This is a genomic window from Pseudomonas sp. MYb13 (assembly GCF_002980075.1).
GTDB lineage: Bacteria > Pseudomonadota > Gammaproteobacteria > Pseudomonadales > Pseudomonadaceae > Aquipseudomonas > Aquipseudomonas lurida.
In genome coordinates this window covers 348,776-364,573 of sequence record NZ_PCQI01000004.1, presented here as the reverse complement: position 1 = coordinate 364,573, position 15,798 = coordinate 348,776, and the positions used below count along the sequence as shown (strand labels likewise).

General features: G+C 60.3%; 14 protein-coding genes. 7 read left to right on the top strand and 7 right to left on the bottom strand.

Translation table 11 applies throughout. The features are described 5' to 3' along the window. Window positions 1-49: 49 nt before the first annotated feature. Window positions 50-2,176, bottom strand: a complete 2,127-nt coding sequence (gene recQ, locus CQ002_RS11015) for a DNA helicase RecQ (RefSeq protein WP_105162654.1) — start codon at window positions 2,174-2,176, stop codon at window positions 50-52. Between the two features lie 276 nt (window positions 2,177-2,452). On the opposite strand from recQ, the gene CQ002_RS11010 reads away from it, so the two are divergent. The 3 genes from CQ002_RS11010 (at window position 2,453) to CQ002_RS11000 (ending at window position 7,033) form a co-directional block, all read left to right on the top strand. Further along, on the top strand, window positions 2,453-3,040 hold the full coding sequence (locus tag CQ002_RS11010) for a YecA family protein (protein ID WP_016972455.1): 588 nt from the start codon (window positions 2,453-2,455) through the stop codon (window positions 3,038-3,040). 20 nt (window positions 3,041-3,060) lie between these two features. After that, the gene (locus CQ002_RS11005; protein WP_034107999.1) at window positions 3,061-3,444 is read left to right on the top strand and encodes a YbaN family protein; all 384 of its coding nucleotides are present in this window, start codon (window positions 3,061-3,063) and stop codon (window positions 3,442-3,444) included. Between the two features lie 118 nt (window positions 3,445-3,562). Beyond that, the gene (locus CQ002_RS11000; protein WP_034108001.1) at window positions 3,563-7,033 is read left to right on the top strand and encodes a PAS domain-containing hybrid sensor histidine kinase/response regulator; all 3,471 of its coding nucleotides are present in this window, start codon (window positions 3,563-3,565) and stop codon (window positions 7,031-7,033) included. Window positions 7,034-7,092: 59 nt separating this feature from the next. Here the strand turns inward: CQ002_RS11000 and rmuC are convergent, their stop codons facing one another. After that, complete coding sequence (gene rmuC, locus CQ002_RS10995; protein ID WP_164403609.1) at window positions 7,093-8,457, bottom strand: DNA recombination protein RmuC; 1,365 nt, start codon at window positions 8,455-8,457, stop codon at window positions 7,093-7,095. Between the two features lie 175 nt (window positions 8,458-8,632). Then, entirely contained in the window at window positions 8,633-8,956 is a 324-nt protein-coding gene (locus CQ002_RS10990; RefSeq protein WP_105162656.1) for a hypothetical protein, read from the bottom strand. Between the two features lie 457 nt (window positions 8,957-9,413). Here CQ002_RS10990 and CQ002_RS10985 point away from each other — a divergent pair, with 457 nt between their 5' ends. The 4 genes from CQ002_RS10985 (at window position 9,414) to CQ002_RS10965 (ending at window position 12,593) form a co-directional block, all read left to right on the top strand. Then, complete coding sequence (locus tag CQ002_RS10985) at window positions 9,414-9,719, top strand: hypothetical protein (RefSeq protein ID WP_034108006.1); 306 nt, start codon at window positions 9,414-9,416, stop codon at window positions 9,717-9,719. A 444-nt stretch (window positions 9,720-10,163) separates the two neighbouring features. After that, window positions 10,164-10,388, top strand: coding sequence for a hypothetical protein (locus tag CQ002_RS10975; RefSeq protein ID WP_034108008.1), 225 nt, complete (start codon window positions 10,164-10,166; stop codon window positions 10,386-10,388). A gap of 280 nt (window positions 10,389-10,668) precedes the next feature. Continuing rightward, window positions 10,669-11,151, top strand: coding sequence for a hypothetical protein (locus CQ002_RS10970; protein WP_034108010.1), 483 nt, complete (start codon window positions 10,669-10,671; stop codon window positions 11,149-11,151). 146 nt (window positions 11,152-11,297) lie between these two features. Beyond that, window positions 11,298-12,593 (top strand): OmpP1/FadL family transporter, encoded by a 1,296-nt coding sequence (locus CQ002_RS10965; RefSeq protein WP_034108013.1) that lies wholly within the window; start codon window positions 11,298-11,300, stop codon window positions 12,591-12,593. Between the two features lie 64 nt (window positions 12,594-12,657). Here CQ002_RS10965 and CQ002_RS10960 read toward each other — a convergent pair whose 3' ends face one another. The 4 genes from CQ002_RS10960 to CQ002_RS10945 form a co-directional block, all read right to left on the bottom strand. Further along, window positions 12,658-13,209 (bottom strand): glutathione peroxidase, encoded by a 552-nt coding sequence (locus tag CQ002_RS10960; protein WP_069077947.1) that lies wholly within the window; start codon window positions 13,207-13,209, stop codon window positions 12,658-12,660. A 150-nt stretch (window positions 13,210-13,359) separates the two neighbouring features. Beyond that, entirely contained in the window at window positions 13,360-14,559 is a 1,200-nt protein-coding gene (locus tag CQ002_RS10955) for an MFS transporter (RefSeq protein ID WP_164403608.1), read from the bottom strand. 63 nt (window positions 14,560-14,622) lie between these two features. Next, complete coding sequence (locus CQ002_RS10950) at window positions 14,623-15,027, bottom strand: MarR family winged helix-turn-helix transcriptional regulator (RefSeq protein WP_034108018.1); 405 nt, start codon at window positions 15,025-15,027, stop codon at window positions 14,623-14,625. Window positions 15,028-15,069: 42 nt separating this feature from the next. Continuing rightward, window positions 15,070-15,798, bottom strand: a complete 729-nt coding sequence (locus tag CQ002_RS10945; protein WP_105162657.1) for an adenosylcobinamide-GDP ribazoletransferase — start codon at window positions 15,796-15,798, stop codon at window positions 15,070-15,072.

Here is a 15,798-nt window from a genome sequence, read left to right as displayed (position 1 = left end):
AGGCAAGAGTTGCTATGTACTGATTCGTTACATTGTCCTGATCGGCGCACTAAATCTCGAATTCAGACTGCAAAGCCGCCCGCACGCAATACAACACACCCTCAGGTACGCGCCCGGTAAACAGCGGCGCAATCTCCGCCACCGATGGCAATTCGCCCTCTCCGTCGAGGAACGCGTCCTGGATTTCCCCGAGCAGATCCTCTGGCAGATCGAGGGCCTGCTCCAGCGACAGCTGCTGCTTGCCGATCGATTCAGCGAGCAAGGTGTAGACGTTCTTCTCCGAACACTGCAACTGACCGGCGATCTGGATCGGGGTCATGCCGGCGCGTGCCAGGCTGATCAGCTCGTGGCGAATATCGGCGACTTCCTTCGGCGCTTCGGCCTGGCCGCCGAGGACTTCGAGGAAGGCCTGGCCGTAACGCTCCAGCTTGCGCGCGCCCACGCCGCTGACCCGCGCCATCTCGGCCATGCTGGTGGGTTGCTCGCGCAGCATCTCCAGCAGCGTGGAGTCAGGGAAAATAACGTACGGCGGCACGCTGTGTTCCTGCGCCAGTTTGCGCCGCAGGGTGCGCAACGCTTCCCACTGTTCACGCTCCTCGCCACGCACCAGTTGGCTGGCCTGGCTGGTGCTGCTCTTGGCGGTGGTCTGCGGCTTGAGGTCGCGGCGCAACTCCAGGCTGACCTCACCCTTGAGCAACGGCCGGCAGCTGTCGTTCAGGCGCAGGCCGCCAAAGCCTTCGATATCGATATCTACCAACCCACGCGCAACCATCTGCCGGAACAGCGAGCGCCACTCGCCTTCTGCGCGGGCCTTGCCGACGCCGTAGACCGAGAGTTTCTCGTGGCCGAAGCTGCGGACTTTCTCGTTGTCCTTGCCCAGCAATACGTCCACCAGATGGCCCACGCCATAACGCTGGCCCGTGCGATAGATGGCAGACAACCCCTGGCGCGCCGGCTCAGTGGCGTCCCAGGTCTGCACGCCGTCGACGCAGTTATCGCAATGGCCACAAGGCTCAGGCATGTCTTCGTCGAAATACGCCAGCAAGGTCTGGCGACGGCAACGGGTCTCCTCGCACAGCGAGAGCATCGCGTCGAGCTTGTGCTGCTCCAGACGCTTATGACGCTCATCGCCCTCGGAGTTCTGCAGCATCTGCTTGAGCATCACCACATCCTGCAGGCCGTAGACCATCCACGCATCCGCAGGCAGACCATCACGGCCGGCACGCCCGGTTTCCTGGTAGTACGCCTCGAGGGACTTGGGCAGGTCCATGTGCGCGACGAAGCGCACGTTGGACTTGTCGATGCCCATGCCGAACGCAATGGTGGCCACCATGATCAGGCCTTCCTCGTTGAGGAAGCGCTTCTGGTGAGCCGAACGCGTTTCGTTGGGCAGGCCGGCGTGATAAGGCAGCGCCGGGTAACCCTGCTCGCACAGGAACGCCGCCACTTCGTCGACCTTCTTGCGCGACAGGCAATAGACAATCCCCGCATCGCTGCGCCGCTCGGAGAGGAACGCCAGCAACTGCTTGCGCGGCTGCTCCTTGGGCACGATGCGGTAGAAAATATTCGGCCGGTCGAAACTCGACAGGAAGCGCTCAGCGTTCTGCAGATGCAGGCGCTCGACGATTTCTTCGCGGGTGCGCTTGTCGGCAGTGGCCGTCAGAGCGATGCGCGGCACATCGGGAAACAGCTCCGCCAACTGGCCAAGCTGCAAATATTCGCGGCGGAAATCATGGCCCCATTGCGATACGCAGTGGGCTTCATCGATGGCGAACAGGGCGATTTCCAAGCTCTGCAAAAAGGCCAGCATGCGCGGCTGCACCAGGCGCTCGGGGGCCAGGTAGAGCATCTTCACTTCACCGCGCTTGATCCGCGCAGCCAGGTCGCGTTGCTGCTCGGCACTGAGGGTGGAGTTCAAGGACGCCGCAGCAACACCGAGTTCTTCGAGGGTCGCGACCTGGTCGTCCATCAACGCGATCAAAGGCGACACCACCACGGCCAGGCCGTTGCGCAACAGCGCCGGCACCTGGAAGCACAATGACTTGCCGCCGCCGGTAGGCATCAGTACCAGTGCGTCACCGCCACTGGCCACGCGCTCAATGATCGCACCCTGGCGGCCACGAAAACTGTCGTAGCCGAAGATGTCCTTGAGGACGCGTTGTGCCTGCTCGAGCATGTAAAACTCCAAAATAGTGCCGAAAACCCTCTGTACAGGCTGGCCGAAGAAATGCGCTTTCACGGGAAATAATCCGTAAGCGAAGTTTTCGCGGACTGGCGCCTAGCCTGCAAGGGCATCACAAAACGCGGCAGTATACCCGAGCGATACCCGGCAAAGGGCGCCACTGACGAACAGCGAGCGCTATCTAAAACCTGGCAAATATGCAGTGTGGCTGGCCTGGGCGCTCAAGAAGGCCTAGAATTCAGCATCGTTTATTCCCAAGGTAGTCCTTCAATGTCCTTCGCTGAGCAACTAACCCGCCTGCAAGCCTTCCTCGACGCCGATGAGCTGCATGACGAGGCGCTGGACTACGTGGCCGCCCACGGCTACCTGACCGCCCTGTCGATCTGCTCCGAGGTCGTGCCCGACCGTGAATGGATCGATGCACTGTTCGCCGAAGAGCCGCACTACACCGACGCCGCCCAACGCGAAGAAATCGAATCCACCCTGCTCGCCCTCAAGGCCCACATCGGTCGCCAACTGGCTTCCGACGAGGAATTCGAGCTGCCGTGCGAGCTGGACCTCGGCGAAGAACCGGATGACTCCGACCTGCGCGGCTGGTGCATCGGCTTCATGGAAGGCGTGTTCCTGCGCGAAGCCGCCTGGTTTGAAACCGCCGAAGAAGAAGTCAGCGAAATGCTGTTGCCGATCATGGTCGGTTCGGGCCTGTTCGACGACCAGCCGGAGTTTTCCGACATCGCCGCCGACGCCAACCTGATGGACGACATGATCGTACAGATCCCGGAAGCGCTCACCGCCCTGTACCTGCTGTGCAACGCACCCGACGAAAAACCGGCGATCCTCAAGCCACGTCACCACTGAGCCGCTTGCCCGTGACACCCATGGGCAATCGTTCGCTGCTCCTGCGCTACGTCCTGCTGGCCATCGGCTGGTTGAGCGTGGCGTTGGGGGTAATCGGCATTTTCCTACCGGTACTGCCGACTACGCCCTTCCTGCTGCTCGCCGCCGCCTGCTTCGCTCGAAGCTCCCCGCGCTTTTACCACTGGCTGGTGCAACACCCGCGCCTGGGCCCGTGGATCCGCGATTACCTGGACGGCAACGGTATCCCCCTCAAGGGCAAGGTCTACGCCATCGGCTTGATGTGGCTGAGCATCGGCGTGTCCTGCTACCTGGTGCCGCTCCCGTGGGCACGTGGCTTCATGCTGACCAGCGCCGTGCTGGTGACGATCTACATCCTGCGTCAGAAAACCCTGCCGCCGCGCTGAACGCCCCTGCGACATTCGATCCCACACGACCTTGGTCGACACTGACTAACCCCAGGCATCATGCGAGACTGTCCAACCGGGTCTGGAATGCCCGGGTGTTCCTATGCTCGGAGTTACCATGACGCTGTCCAGCGGGCTGATCGCCGCCGTTGCCCTGGCCTATATGGCCATTATGTTTGCCATCGCCTTCTACGGTGACCGTCGCCGTGCGCCACTGCCGCCGCGCATGCGTGCCTGGGTGTATAGCCTGTCGCTGGCCGTTTATTGCACCAGCTGGACCTTCTTCGGCGCCGTTGGCCAGGCCGCAGAACAGTTGTGGGCATTTTTACCGATCTACCTGGGGCCGGTGCTGTTGCTGGTGCTGGCACCCTGGGTGCTGCAGAAGATGATTCTGATCAGCAAGCAGGAAAACATTACCTCCATCGCTGACTTTATTGCGGCGCGCTACGGCAAATCCCAGTCCCTTGCAGTCGTGGTCGCGCTGATCTGCCTGGTGGGCGTACTGCCTTATATCGCGCTGCAGCTCAAAGGCATCGTGCTGGGGGTCAACCTGTTGATCGGCGCCGGCGTCGACACCACGGGCACCCGCGCCCAGGACACCGCGCTGATCGTGTCGCTGGTGCTGGCGCTGTTCACCATTGTCTTCGGTACGCGCAACCTCGACGCCACGGAGCACCACCGCGGCATGGTGCTGGCGATCGCGTTTGAATCCCTGGTCAAGTTGTTCGCGTTTCTCGCAGTCGGCGCGTTTGTGACCTTCGGCCTGTACGACGGTTTCGGCGACCTGTTAAGCCAGGCCATGCTGGCGCCACGGCTGGAGGAATACTGGAAGGAGACCGTCAACTGGCCGTCGATGGTGGTGCAGACCGGGGTGGCCATGATGGCGATCATCTGCCTGCCTCGGCAGTTCCATGTCACGGTGGTCGAGAACATCGACCCGCAGGACCTGCGCCTGGCCAAATGGGTGTTCCCCGCGTACCTGATTCTTGCCGCACTGTTTGTAGTACCCATCGCCTTGGGCGGCAAGATGATGCTACCCAGCTCGGTGCTGCCAGACTCCTACGTGATCAGCCTGCCCATGGCCGAAGCCCACCCGGCACTGGCCGTGCTGGCGTTTATCGGCGGCGCGTCGGCGGCCACCGGCATGGTGATCGTGGCGAGCATCGCGCTGTCGACCATGGTTTCCAACGACATGCTGCTGCCGTGGTTGCTGCGCCGCTCCAGCGCCGAGCGACCATTCGAAGTGTTTCGCCACTGGATGCTGTCGGTACGCCGGGTCAGCATCGTGATCATCCTGCTGCTGGCCTACGTCAGTTACCGCCTGCTGGGATCGTCCGCCAGCCTGGCGACCATTGGCCAGATCGCCTTTGCCGCCGTGACCCAATTGGCGCCGGCGATGCTAGGTGCGCTGTATTGGAAGCAGGCCAACCGACGCGGCGTATTTGCCGGGCTGGCGGCGGGCACCTTCCTGTGGTTCTACACCTTGGTCCTACCGGTGACAGCGAAAAGCCTGGGTTGGTCCCTTGGCCTTTTCCCAGGGCTGACGTGGATGCATTCGCACCCGCTGGGGTTGTCCGTCACTTCGTTGACGCTCGGCACGGTGTTCTCCCTTGCGGGTAACTTCACGCTGTTCGTGTGGGTGTCGATGCTCTCGCGCACACGGGTCTCCGAGCACTGGCAAGCCGGGCGCTTCATTGGCCAGGAAATCAGCCAGCGCGCCAGCGCCCGCTCGATGCTGTCGGTACAGATCAGCGACTTGCTCAGCCTGGCCGCCCGCTTTGTCGGGGATGAACGTGCCCAGCAGAGTTTTATCCGCTTCGCCTATCGCCAGGGCAAAGGCTTCAACCCCAACCAGAATGCCGACAATGATTGGATCGCCCACACCGAGCGACTGCTCGCCGGCGTATTGGGCGCATCGTCGACCCGTGCGGTGGTGAAAGCCGCAATCGAAGGGCGGGAAATGCAGCTGGAGGACGTCGTACGCATCGCCGATGAAGCGTCGGAAGTGCTGCAGTTCAACCGCGCGTTGCTGCAAGGGGCTATCGAGAACATCACCCAGGGCATCAGCGTGGTCGACCAGTCGCTCAAGCTGGTGGCCTGGAACCGGCGCTATCTGGAGCTGTTCAATTACCCGGACGGACTGATCAGCGTGGGCCGTCCAATTGCCGACATCATCCGCTACAACGCCGAGCGCGGGCTGTGCGGGCCGGGCGAGGCCGAAGTTCACGTGGCGCGTCGCCTGCACTGGATGCGCCAGGGCCGTGCGCACACCTCCGAACGCTTGTTTCCCAATGGACGCGTGATCGAGCTGATCGGCAACCCGATGCCCGGCGGCGGCTTCGTCATGAGCTTCACTGACATTACCGCGTTCCGCGAGGCCGAGCAGGCGCTCACCGAGGCCAACGAAGGCCTGGAGCAGCGAGTGACCGAGCGCACCCACGAGCTGTCCCAGCTCAACGTGGCCCTCACGGATGCCAAGGGCGTGGCAGAGTCCGCCAGCCAGTCGAAGACACGCTTCCTGGCGGCCGTCAGCCATGACCTGATGCAACCACTGAACGCCGCACGCCTGTTCTCTGCCGCCCTCTCCCACCAGAACGACGGCCTGTCCAGCGAAGCCCGGCAATTGGTGCAGCACCTGGACAGCTCGCTGCGTTCCGCCGAAGACCTGATCAGCGATCTGCTGGATATTTCGCGCCTGGAAAACGGCAAGATCAACCCACAGCGTCAGCCTTTTGTGCTCAACGAGCTGTTCGACACCCTGGGCGCGGAGTTCAAGGCACTCGCCCAGGACCAGGGTTTGCGCTTCCGCCTGCGCGGCAGTCGGCTGCGCGTGGACAGCGACATCAAGTTGCTACGACGGATTCTGCAGAATTTTCTTACCAACGCCTTCCGTTATGCCGACGGCCCGGTGCTGCTGGGCGTACGCCGGCGCAAAGGCGAGCTGTGCCTGGAAGTGTGGGACCGTGGCCCAGGCATCCCGCAGGATAAACAGAAGGTGATCTTCGAAGAGTTCAAGCGCCTGGACAGCCACCAGACCCGTGCAGAGAAAGGCTTGGGCCTTGGCCTGGCGATCGCCGACGGTTTGTGCCGCGTGCTGGGACACCGCTTGAGCGTGCGCTCGTGGCCAGGCAAGGGCAGCGTGTTCAGTGTGCGTGTGCCGCTGGCGCGTAACCAGGCGAGCCCACAGATCAAGACGCCTCAGGAAACCGGGCTGCCGTTGAGCGGTGCACAGGTGCTGTGCGTGGATAACGAAGAGAGCATCCTGATCGGCATGCGCAGCCTGTTGACGCGCTGGGGCTGTGAAGTGTGGACCGCCACCGACCAGGCGCAATGCGCCGCGTTGCTGGCCGAGGGCGTGCGCCCGCAATTGGCACTGGTGGACTACCACCTGGACCACGGTGAAACCGGTACTGAGCTGATGGGTTGGCTGCGCGCGCAGTTGGCAGAACCGATTCCCGGCGTGGTGATCAGCGCCGACGGCCGCCCGGAGATGGTGGCCGAGGTGCATGCGGCAGGGTTGGACTACTTGGCCAAACCGGTGAAACCGGCGGCGTTACGGGCGTTGCTGAGCCGGCATTTGCCGCTGTAGACCGGTCTGAAACGGCCCCATGCAGGAGCTGGCTCGCCGGCTCCTCCACCGACCGTGTTTTATTCGGGCAGGTGCGCTACACCATCGGAGTCGGTCATCGCCCGCTCCAGCAGATCAGCGGGAAGACTCTTGCTGGCCCGCGCCCCGAGTAGCCTCAGTTGCTCGGTACGGCTGACCAAATTCCCGCGTCCGTCTGTCAGCTTGTTTCGCGCTGCGCTGTAAGCCTTATCCAACTGTTGCAAACGGTTGCCCACTTCATCCAGGTCCTGGATAAACAGCACGAACTTGTCGTACAGCCACCCCGCACGCTCGGCGATTTCCCGGGCGTTCTGGCTCTGGCGCTCCTGCTTCCACAGGCTGTCGATCACCCGCAGGGTGGCCAGCAACGTGGTTGGGCTGACGATGACGATATGACGGTCGAACGCCTCCTGGAACAAGTTCGGTTCAGCCTGCAACGCGGCGGAAAACGCGGCCTCGATAGGCACGAACAGCAACACGAAATCCAGGCTGTGCAGCCCCTCCAGGCGCTTGTAGTCCTTGCTGGCCAAGCCTTTGACGTGATTGCGCAGCGACAGCACGTGTTGCTTCAACGCCGCCTGACCGATCACTTCGTCATCGGCGGCCACGTATTGTTGATAAGCGGTGAGGCTGACCTTGGAATCCACCACCACCTGCTTGTCGCCGGGCAACATGATCAGCACGTCCGGCTGGAAACGCTCGCCGTCCGGCCCCTTGAGGCTGACCTGGGTCTGATACTCGCGGCCCTTCTCCAGGCCCGCATGCTCGAGCACCCGTTCGAGGATCAGTTCGCCCCAGTTGCCTTGGGTTTTCTGGCCCTTGAGTGCACGCGTGAGGTTAGTGGCCTCGTCTGACAGCCGCAGGTTCAGTTGTTGCAGGCGTTCAAGCTCCTTGGCCAGCGAAAAACGCTCGCGCGCCTCGTTCTGGTAGCTCTCTTCGACGCGTTTTTCGAAGGACTGGATGCGTTCCTTCAACGGGTCGAGCAATTGGCCCAGGCGTTCCTGGCTGGTTTCGGCGAAGCGTTGTTCGCGCTCGTCGAAGATCTTGCCGGCCAGCTCGGCGAACTGCGCGCGCAATTCATCCCGCGAGCCTTGCAGGTCGGCAAGACGCTGCTGGTGGCTGTCCTGCTGCTCGCGCAGTTCGGCGCGCAAGGCCGCGGCCAACGCGTCGAGGCGGCGTAGTTCGGTCTCCTTGGCGCTGCGGTCGAGGTTCCAGGCGTGGGCGGCGTCGCGGGCATTGTCGCGGTCGATCTGCAGCAATTCGACTTCCCGGCGCACCGCGGCCAGGTCAGCCTGCTTGGCAGCATTGGCCTGGCTCAGGTCGCTGATTTCATCACGACTGGCATCTAGCTGCGCGGCGAGGCCTTCCTGAGCCAGTTGCGCAGTGGCCAGACGCTCTTCGAGCAGTTCCCAGCCGGTCATGCGCGCGGCCAGTCGTCGCTGAAGCTGCCAGCACACGGCCAATAAAGGCACGGCAGCGCCAGCGAGGCCCAAGGCGATACTGGTCCAGTCAAAAGCCATAGACATGTCTGCCATCACCGAAAAAAACCAAGGTTAGCGGAGCACAGGGCCTGAGGACAGCTCAGTCTTCGACCTGGCCCAGTTCACGCTGGGCACGGCGGTCACCGGCGCGAGCCGCTTGGCGCAGGAGGTCGTGACCGATGCGACGGTCACGGGCATTCCCGCACTCACGGCACATCAATTGGCCCAGTCGGCTTTGTGCAGCGACCACACCCTCACGGGCCGGCTGCTTGAGCAAACGTCCGGCGAAGTGTTTGACGTTGGTGTTGTGGCCCAGGCGCGGACTGTCGAGCAACCACAAGGCAACTTTCAAGGAAAAGCGCTTTGGGGCGGTAACAGTGTGAGGGGCATCGGTAACAGAAGGTGATACTGAGCGAAACTTCATAAAGCACTGTGGGACAGAACGGAAGGCGCGCCACTCTACTCTTTTTTTCGTACAGGTAAAGCTGAAAAAACTCGGCACGCCCGTTCTAGAGCAAGCGCTCGGGACAATCCACAGAAGCTGTGGATAACTCAGTGGACAACCCCCCTTTAACTCGCGCAAAGGCCCATGGAATGGGGGCCGCAGTCAAACTGACGATTTTTTCACCAATAAAAAAAAGCCAGATTTTTCATTGACTTAAATTTCCATTGCAGGCTAATGGCGCCCCTGCGGCGCAGGTGACAGCGTGGTTACACACCTGACAACTCATGTGTACAAGTACCCATCCGATGGTTATATCGCCAGCTTTTTTTGAAGCAACTCGCTGCAAAAATGTTACCGCCAGGGCAAACCTGGGACTTTTCAAATCTTTCCCGGCTCGCCACACTCCCCAACCTGCAGCGCAACAGAGGGAGGGTCGATGAAAGGAATTCTGCTATTCGCCGTGTTGCTACTGGCTATCTGCGCTATTTCACTGGGGATCAACGCGGCACTGCCATCCCCTGACGGCGCACTGTTCGCCATCGCCATCCTGCTGTCGGCGGCATTTACTGCCGTCAGCTTATGCATTGAGTTGGGCGAAGGCCGGATCAATGACATGGGCGATGTGATGAAGGTGGTCGAGACCGGCCAGTCCCTGCGCTTGACCCTTGCCGCCTACGGGCTGGGTTGCTCGCTGGCAGCGGCAACCACGGTGCTGGTCTATCGGGGCCTGTTGGGCGGCTGACTGAAGTTTTTTGGCTAGCACACTTCCAATACCTGCTTCAATCCGTTATTATCCGCAGCGTTAGTACCAAGCTGAAAGTCAATTCTGGTCGAATAACTCCCCTGAACAACAAGGGATCGACCACCTCGATGGTTTCCAGGTATCACTTGCGACGACACGGCCTTTGAACAATCAAAGGGTGCCGCGAAGTATCCATACGCTGACCGAACCAACCTGCCGATTGATCAGGATCTTCACCCTGGGCCCAGAACCTTTGCCCCTGTTGTGTTGCCTGCCCTCCTAAGTACCTACCTGCCAGCCCAAGCGCGCCTAACTTAATAGCGCTTCAAACTGGCTGCTTTGTTCCAGTCGGGTTCTTCGTTTGATCAATGGTGATCAACGTTACTGGAACGTTTTAACGTTGCACGGTTCTTAATCCGTGTCATTTGTAGGAACACCAATAATATGCACGCTCAAATCCATACTCAGGATGCCATTCGCACCCTTACCAACGCTTTTGCTCCAATGAATTGCCTGATCATGGCCGCTCGCAAAGGCTGCTTCAGCTTCACCCTGGTCAACGAACACGGCATCGCCCGTCACAGCGAACGCCTGTACCCCGATCAATACTCCAGCGCAGAACCGCTGCAGGCCGTGATCGAGCGTACCCGTCAGGCACTGACTGCCTGATCGACCCGAGTCGCTGAAACACGAAAAACCCTGTTTAAAAAGCAGGGTTTTTTATTGCCTGCGATTCGTGCATTGACGCTTTGCATTAAGTTCAAATAGATATAAACATTATAACTAAATGAGAAAGATGTTTTAAAAACAGTCCTTTACATCATAAATATGACACTACACTTCAACTCAAGCGGCATGATCCGCTTCCGGCGAGCCTGAGATCCGATCCACTGCTGCCAAGCCCCCCCTTCTCAGGCCTCGCCGACCACTTTCACGGATTGAGGCTTGTATGGGTATCGCTGCCAGCGAATTGTGTCGTTATGTGATCCGGCCGACCTTAATGTACCTCGGCCGCCATAACCCGACGGCTGAATCCCTGCTGCTGGGCATTGCCGCCAGCCAGTCGGAACTCGGTTCCGCCTTGCACGACCGGCGCGGGCACGGCCTGTACAGCATCACTGAACCGCGCCATCGGGCCCTGTGGGATAACTACCTGGCGCTGGACCCCGACCGCGCCAGCCTGGTACGCGGGCTGGCCAGCCAGCATGCCTTCCTCAGTGCGCCGCAGCTGGAACTCACAGTCAACCTGCGTTACGCCACGGCAATCGCCTGGCTTTTGGTCGAACAACACACTCCCGCACTGCCACCGGCCGGCGATGTCTTGGCAATGGCACGTATCTGGAAAGAAATTTTTCACCCACAAGGACGGCTGCGCGATTTCACTCAAGCCTGGCAAACCTGTGTTTCACCCATGAATCAGGTGGTTTGCTGACCGGGCAATTTGCAAGATTCGTTAAAAACTCTAAATTTTGGTCGGATTGTCCTACAAAACCGCTCTATCTCCTGCATTACAGCCTATAGCGCGATCTTAAAATTATTGTTACTTTCCGCAGCGGTGATCACCACGGAGTTCTAATAATGAAAAAAGTAATGCTCAAGACCACACTTAGCCTCGCCGTTGCCATGGCCTCTTCCCACCTGTTTGCAAGCGGTTTCGCATTGAACGAACAGAGCGTCAGCGGAATGGGGACGGGTTTCGCAGGTCGCTCTTCTTCTGCCGATGATGCAAGCACTGTTTACGGTAACCCTGCCGGTATGGCTCGCCTGAGTGGCCAACAAATCACGGGCGGTGTTGCGGCCATTGATGCTTCGACCGATATCAGCAATGTCAGCGGCAATACCAACACCACCGGTAGCAACAAAGGTGACATGGTGCCCTTCACAGCCGTTCCATTCGGCTTCTACACCAACAAACTCAACGACCAGTGGGCTGTCGGCTTCGGCGTCTATGCTCCGTTCGGCTTGGTAACAGACTACGAAAGTGGTTTCCAAGGCCGTGGCTTCGGCAGCAAGAGCGAAGTGAAGGTCATGACCTTCCAGCCGACTGTCAGCTACGCTTTCAACGACAAAGTTTCCATCGGTTTCGGCCCGACCATCAACCGGATCTCTGGTGTACTGGAGTCAGATGTTTCGTTGCCTCAGGTTCCAGGCAGCGGCCCGAATAACATCAAGATCAAGGGTGACGACACCGCCCTGGGCTTTAACTTCGGTGTTCTGGTTCAAGCCACCGACACCACTCGCGTGGGCCTGACCTATCACTCGAAAGTGAAGTACAAGCTCGAAGGCCATACTGAAGTGACCCCGGGCACGGGTGTTCCAGGCATTGCCTTGCGCGGAAACCGTTACGATGCTTCGCTGAAAATCGATACCCCTGAGTCTTGGGATCTGTCGGTCACTCAGGACATGAACGATGCATGGAAACTGTATGCAGGTGCCACCTGGACCCGCTGGAGCCGCCTGAAAGACATCACCGTCAACAACGAAGGCGTAACCGCTGTCAGCGGCGGCGGCGTTGCCCCGGCCCTGGTTGGCACCATCAAAGAAGACCAGAACTGGCACGATACCTGGGCATATGCCGTTGGTACTTCGTACCAGCTGACCAAGCAGGTTGTACTGCGTACCGGCCTGACCTTCGACCAGTCGCCCACCAACAATACCGATCGCTCACCGCGCATCCCGACAGGCGACCGTACGATCTTCAGCGTGGGCCTGGGCTACGCGGTCATGGATAACATGACCATCGACCTGGCTTACTCTTACCTCAAGGAAGAAGACGTCAAAGTGCAGCGCACCAACGCCCTGCGTCAGACGTACAATGCCAAGTACGAAAACAGCGCCAACGGTTTCGGCCTGGGCTTGACCTACAAGTTCTGAGTAAAACCGTATAAAAAAGCCCCGCTCTCCTGCAAAGGAGGCGGGGCTTTTTAATGGCTCACTATCAAGGCTTGGACGCTATCGCCTCCTCCACGGCCTTGATCAGGTCCGGACTGTCCGGCTTGGTCAGGCTGGAAAAATTGGCAATCACCTTGCCCTGCCGATCCACCACGTACTTGTAGAAATTCCACTTCGGCGGCGCGTCGGTCTGCTGCGCCAGCACCTTGAACAGATGCACCGCATCCGGCCCCTTGACCTTTTGCGGCTCGGTCATGGTGAAGGTCACGCCATAATTCACGTAGCAGACCTTGGCGGTCTCTTCACCCGTCTTGGCTTCCTGCTTGAAGTCATCGGACGGCACGCCGATCACTTCCAGCCCTTCGCCCTTGTAGCGTTGATACAAGGCTTCGAGGCCTTTGAATTGCGGAGCGAACCCGCAGAAACTGGCGGTATTGACGATCACCAGCGGTTTACCAGCAAAGCGCTGGCACAGGTCGATGGATTCCTTGGCGCGCAGCTTGGGCAATTGGCCTTCTAGCAGCGGCGGGCAACTGGCGGCCAGGGCGGCACTGCCAATGGCCATCAGGACGGGTACAGCGAGCCAGCGCATGTGCATGTCGTGTGTCCTTGACGATATTCAGACAATCAACTTAACAGATCGACATACCCAGTTGCATCAACGCCAGCCCGCCGTGTTGCCAGCCCCACCAGGCCAACAGCACCAGGACGCCCCCGGCAACGAGTATCACACCGCGTACCGCTATGCTCATGCTGCCTCCATCTGCGCCTGCAATCGCGCCACCGGCCGCTCACGCACCGGCCAGTTCAGCGCCGCCGCGAGCAGGCTCAATAGAATTGCCACCTGCCAGATCAAATCGTAGTTGCCGGTTCGATCATAGACCACCCCACCCAACCAGCCACCCAGGAACGAGCCGAGCTGATGGAACAGGAACACGATCCCACCGAGCATGGAGAGGTTTCGCACACCAAACAACGTCGCGACGGTGCCGTTGGTCAGCGGTACGGTGGACAGCCACAGGAAGCCCATGGCCATGCCAAACAAGTAGGCGGTGACCTCGGTGACCGGTGCCCACAGAAACAGCACGATCACCACCGCGCGCAGCAGGTACAAGCCTGTCAGCAAACGGGGCTTGGACATGCGCCCACCCAGCCAGCCGGCGGTATAGGTGCCGAAGATATTGAACAGGCCAATCAGCGCCAATACCGTGGTGCCGACGGTGGCCGGCAAATGCTGGTCCACCAGGTACGCCGGCAAGTGCACGCCGATGAACACCACCTGGAAACCGCAGACGAAAAAGCCAAAGGCCAACAGCCAGAAACCGGAATGGGAGCACGCTTCCTTCAAGGCTTCACGCAGGGTTTGCTGGCCGGCGAGCACCGGCAGCGGCTTATCCTTGAGCATCGCGACCAGTGGCAGGATCAGGGCCACCATCAGGCCCAGTGCCAGCAGTGCTGCAGACCAGCCGAGCCAACTGATCAGGCCCAAGGTGCCCGGCACCATTGCAAACTGTCCAAACGAACCAGCAGCGCTTGCAATGCCCATCGCCATGCTGCGTTTTTCCGGAGCCACGGCCCGGCCGACCACACCGAGAATCACCGAGAACGACGTGCCAGACAGACCGATACCAATCAGCAAGCCAGCACTGAGGGACAACGACCACGCTGAATCGGACATCCCCATCAACACCAGGCCCACGGCGTAGAGGACACCGCCGACAAACACAGCTTTGGTGGCACCGAAACGGTCGGCCAGGGCACCGGTAAACGGCTGCGCCAGCCCCCAGATCAGGTTCTGCAAGGCGATCGCAAAGGCGAAGGTCTCACGACCCCAGCCGAACTCGCTGCTCATCGGCGCAAGGAACAGGCCGAAACCGTGTCGCACGCCCAACGACAACGCCAGGATCAGCGCACTCCCCACAAGAATCCAGCCACTGGTGCGCCACATCGAGGTCATTTCTTATTCTCCGCTCGCGGGTATATACCCGCTTATAGTCGAACCAACCCGCGTTCAGGCGAGTTCGTCCAGCAAGGCCAACAAGGTTTCGCGTTTTTCCGCGCCGAGTTGATCGATCAATTTCTGCTGCGCCGCCTCCCAGGCGGGCAACGCGGCGGCGAGTCGTGCCTCACCGTCCTCGGTCAACTTCACCAGGCGGTTACGCAAATCGTCGCCCTCTACCAACTGCACCAGGCCCTCGCCTTCCAGCACCCGCAGGTTGCGCCCCAGGGTGCTGCGATCCAGGCCCATGGCTTCGGCCAAGCTGGAAATGCTTGGCTGGTCGAGTCGCTGCAGGTTGCAAAGCAAAGAATACTGGGCAACGTTAATCCCGAAGCCATCAAGGGCGCCGTCGTAATGCCGGCTGACGCCACGGGCGGCACGTCGCAGGTTGGTACACAAACATTGGGAGGCAAGCATGGTAGGTGTATATACCCGCGATTGAGGAAATGCAAGAAAGTGTTACAGGGCCAGGCCGACCAACACCGCGACTTCCAACAGCTCCAGCAAGGCCCCTGCGGTGTCGCCCGTGGTACCGCCCAGGCGGTTGACCATCAGTTGGCGCAACGCCACAAAGCAGATAGCCGCAAGCAGCACGGCAACCCCACCGCTGAAGCCACCGATCAGGATGCACGCAAGACCGCTGAGGATCAGCACCTGTTGACCGACGATTCTCGGTAAATGATCCGACAATGCCTGGCCCAATCCACCGGCACGCACATAGCGCGTGGTGAGAAACAACGCCAGCATCGATGCGCGGCCGATCAACGGTGCCAGGATCAAGGCCGCGCCGTTATGTTGCTCGATTAAAGCCACCAACGCGGTGAATTTGACAAGCAACACCAGCCCAAGGGTGACCACGGCAATGGGCCCGCTGCGCGGGTCTTTCATGATCGTGAGCGTACGCTCGCGATCGCCGAAGCCACCCAGCCAGGCATCGGCGCTGTCTGCCAGGCCGTCTAGGTGTAGGCCACCACTGAGCAACACCCAGGCTGTCAGCAACAGCGCCGCGTGCAGCAACAACGGCGCGCCCATCAACGCGGTGTTCAGTGCCAACAACAGCACGCCGAACAACACGCCCACGAGCGGATAAAACAACAATGAGCGTCCCAGCTCCTGGGGCTGCGGCATGCCCGGCAGGCGAATCGGCAGGCTGCTGAGAAATTGCAGGGCGATCCAGAACGGCAGCAT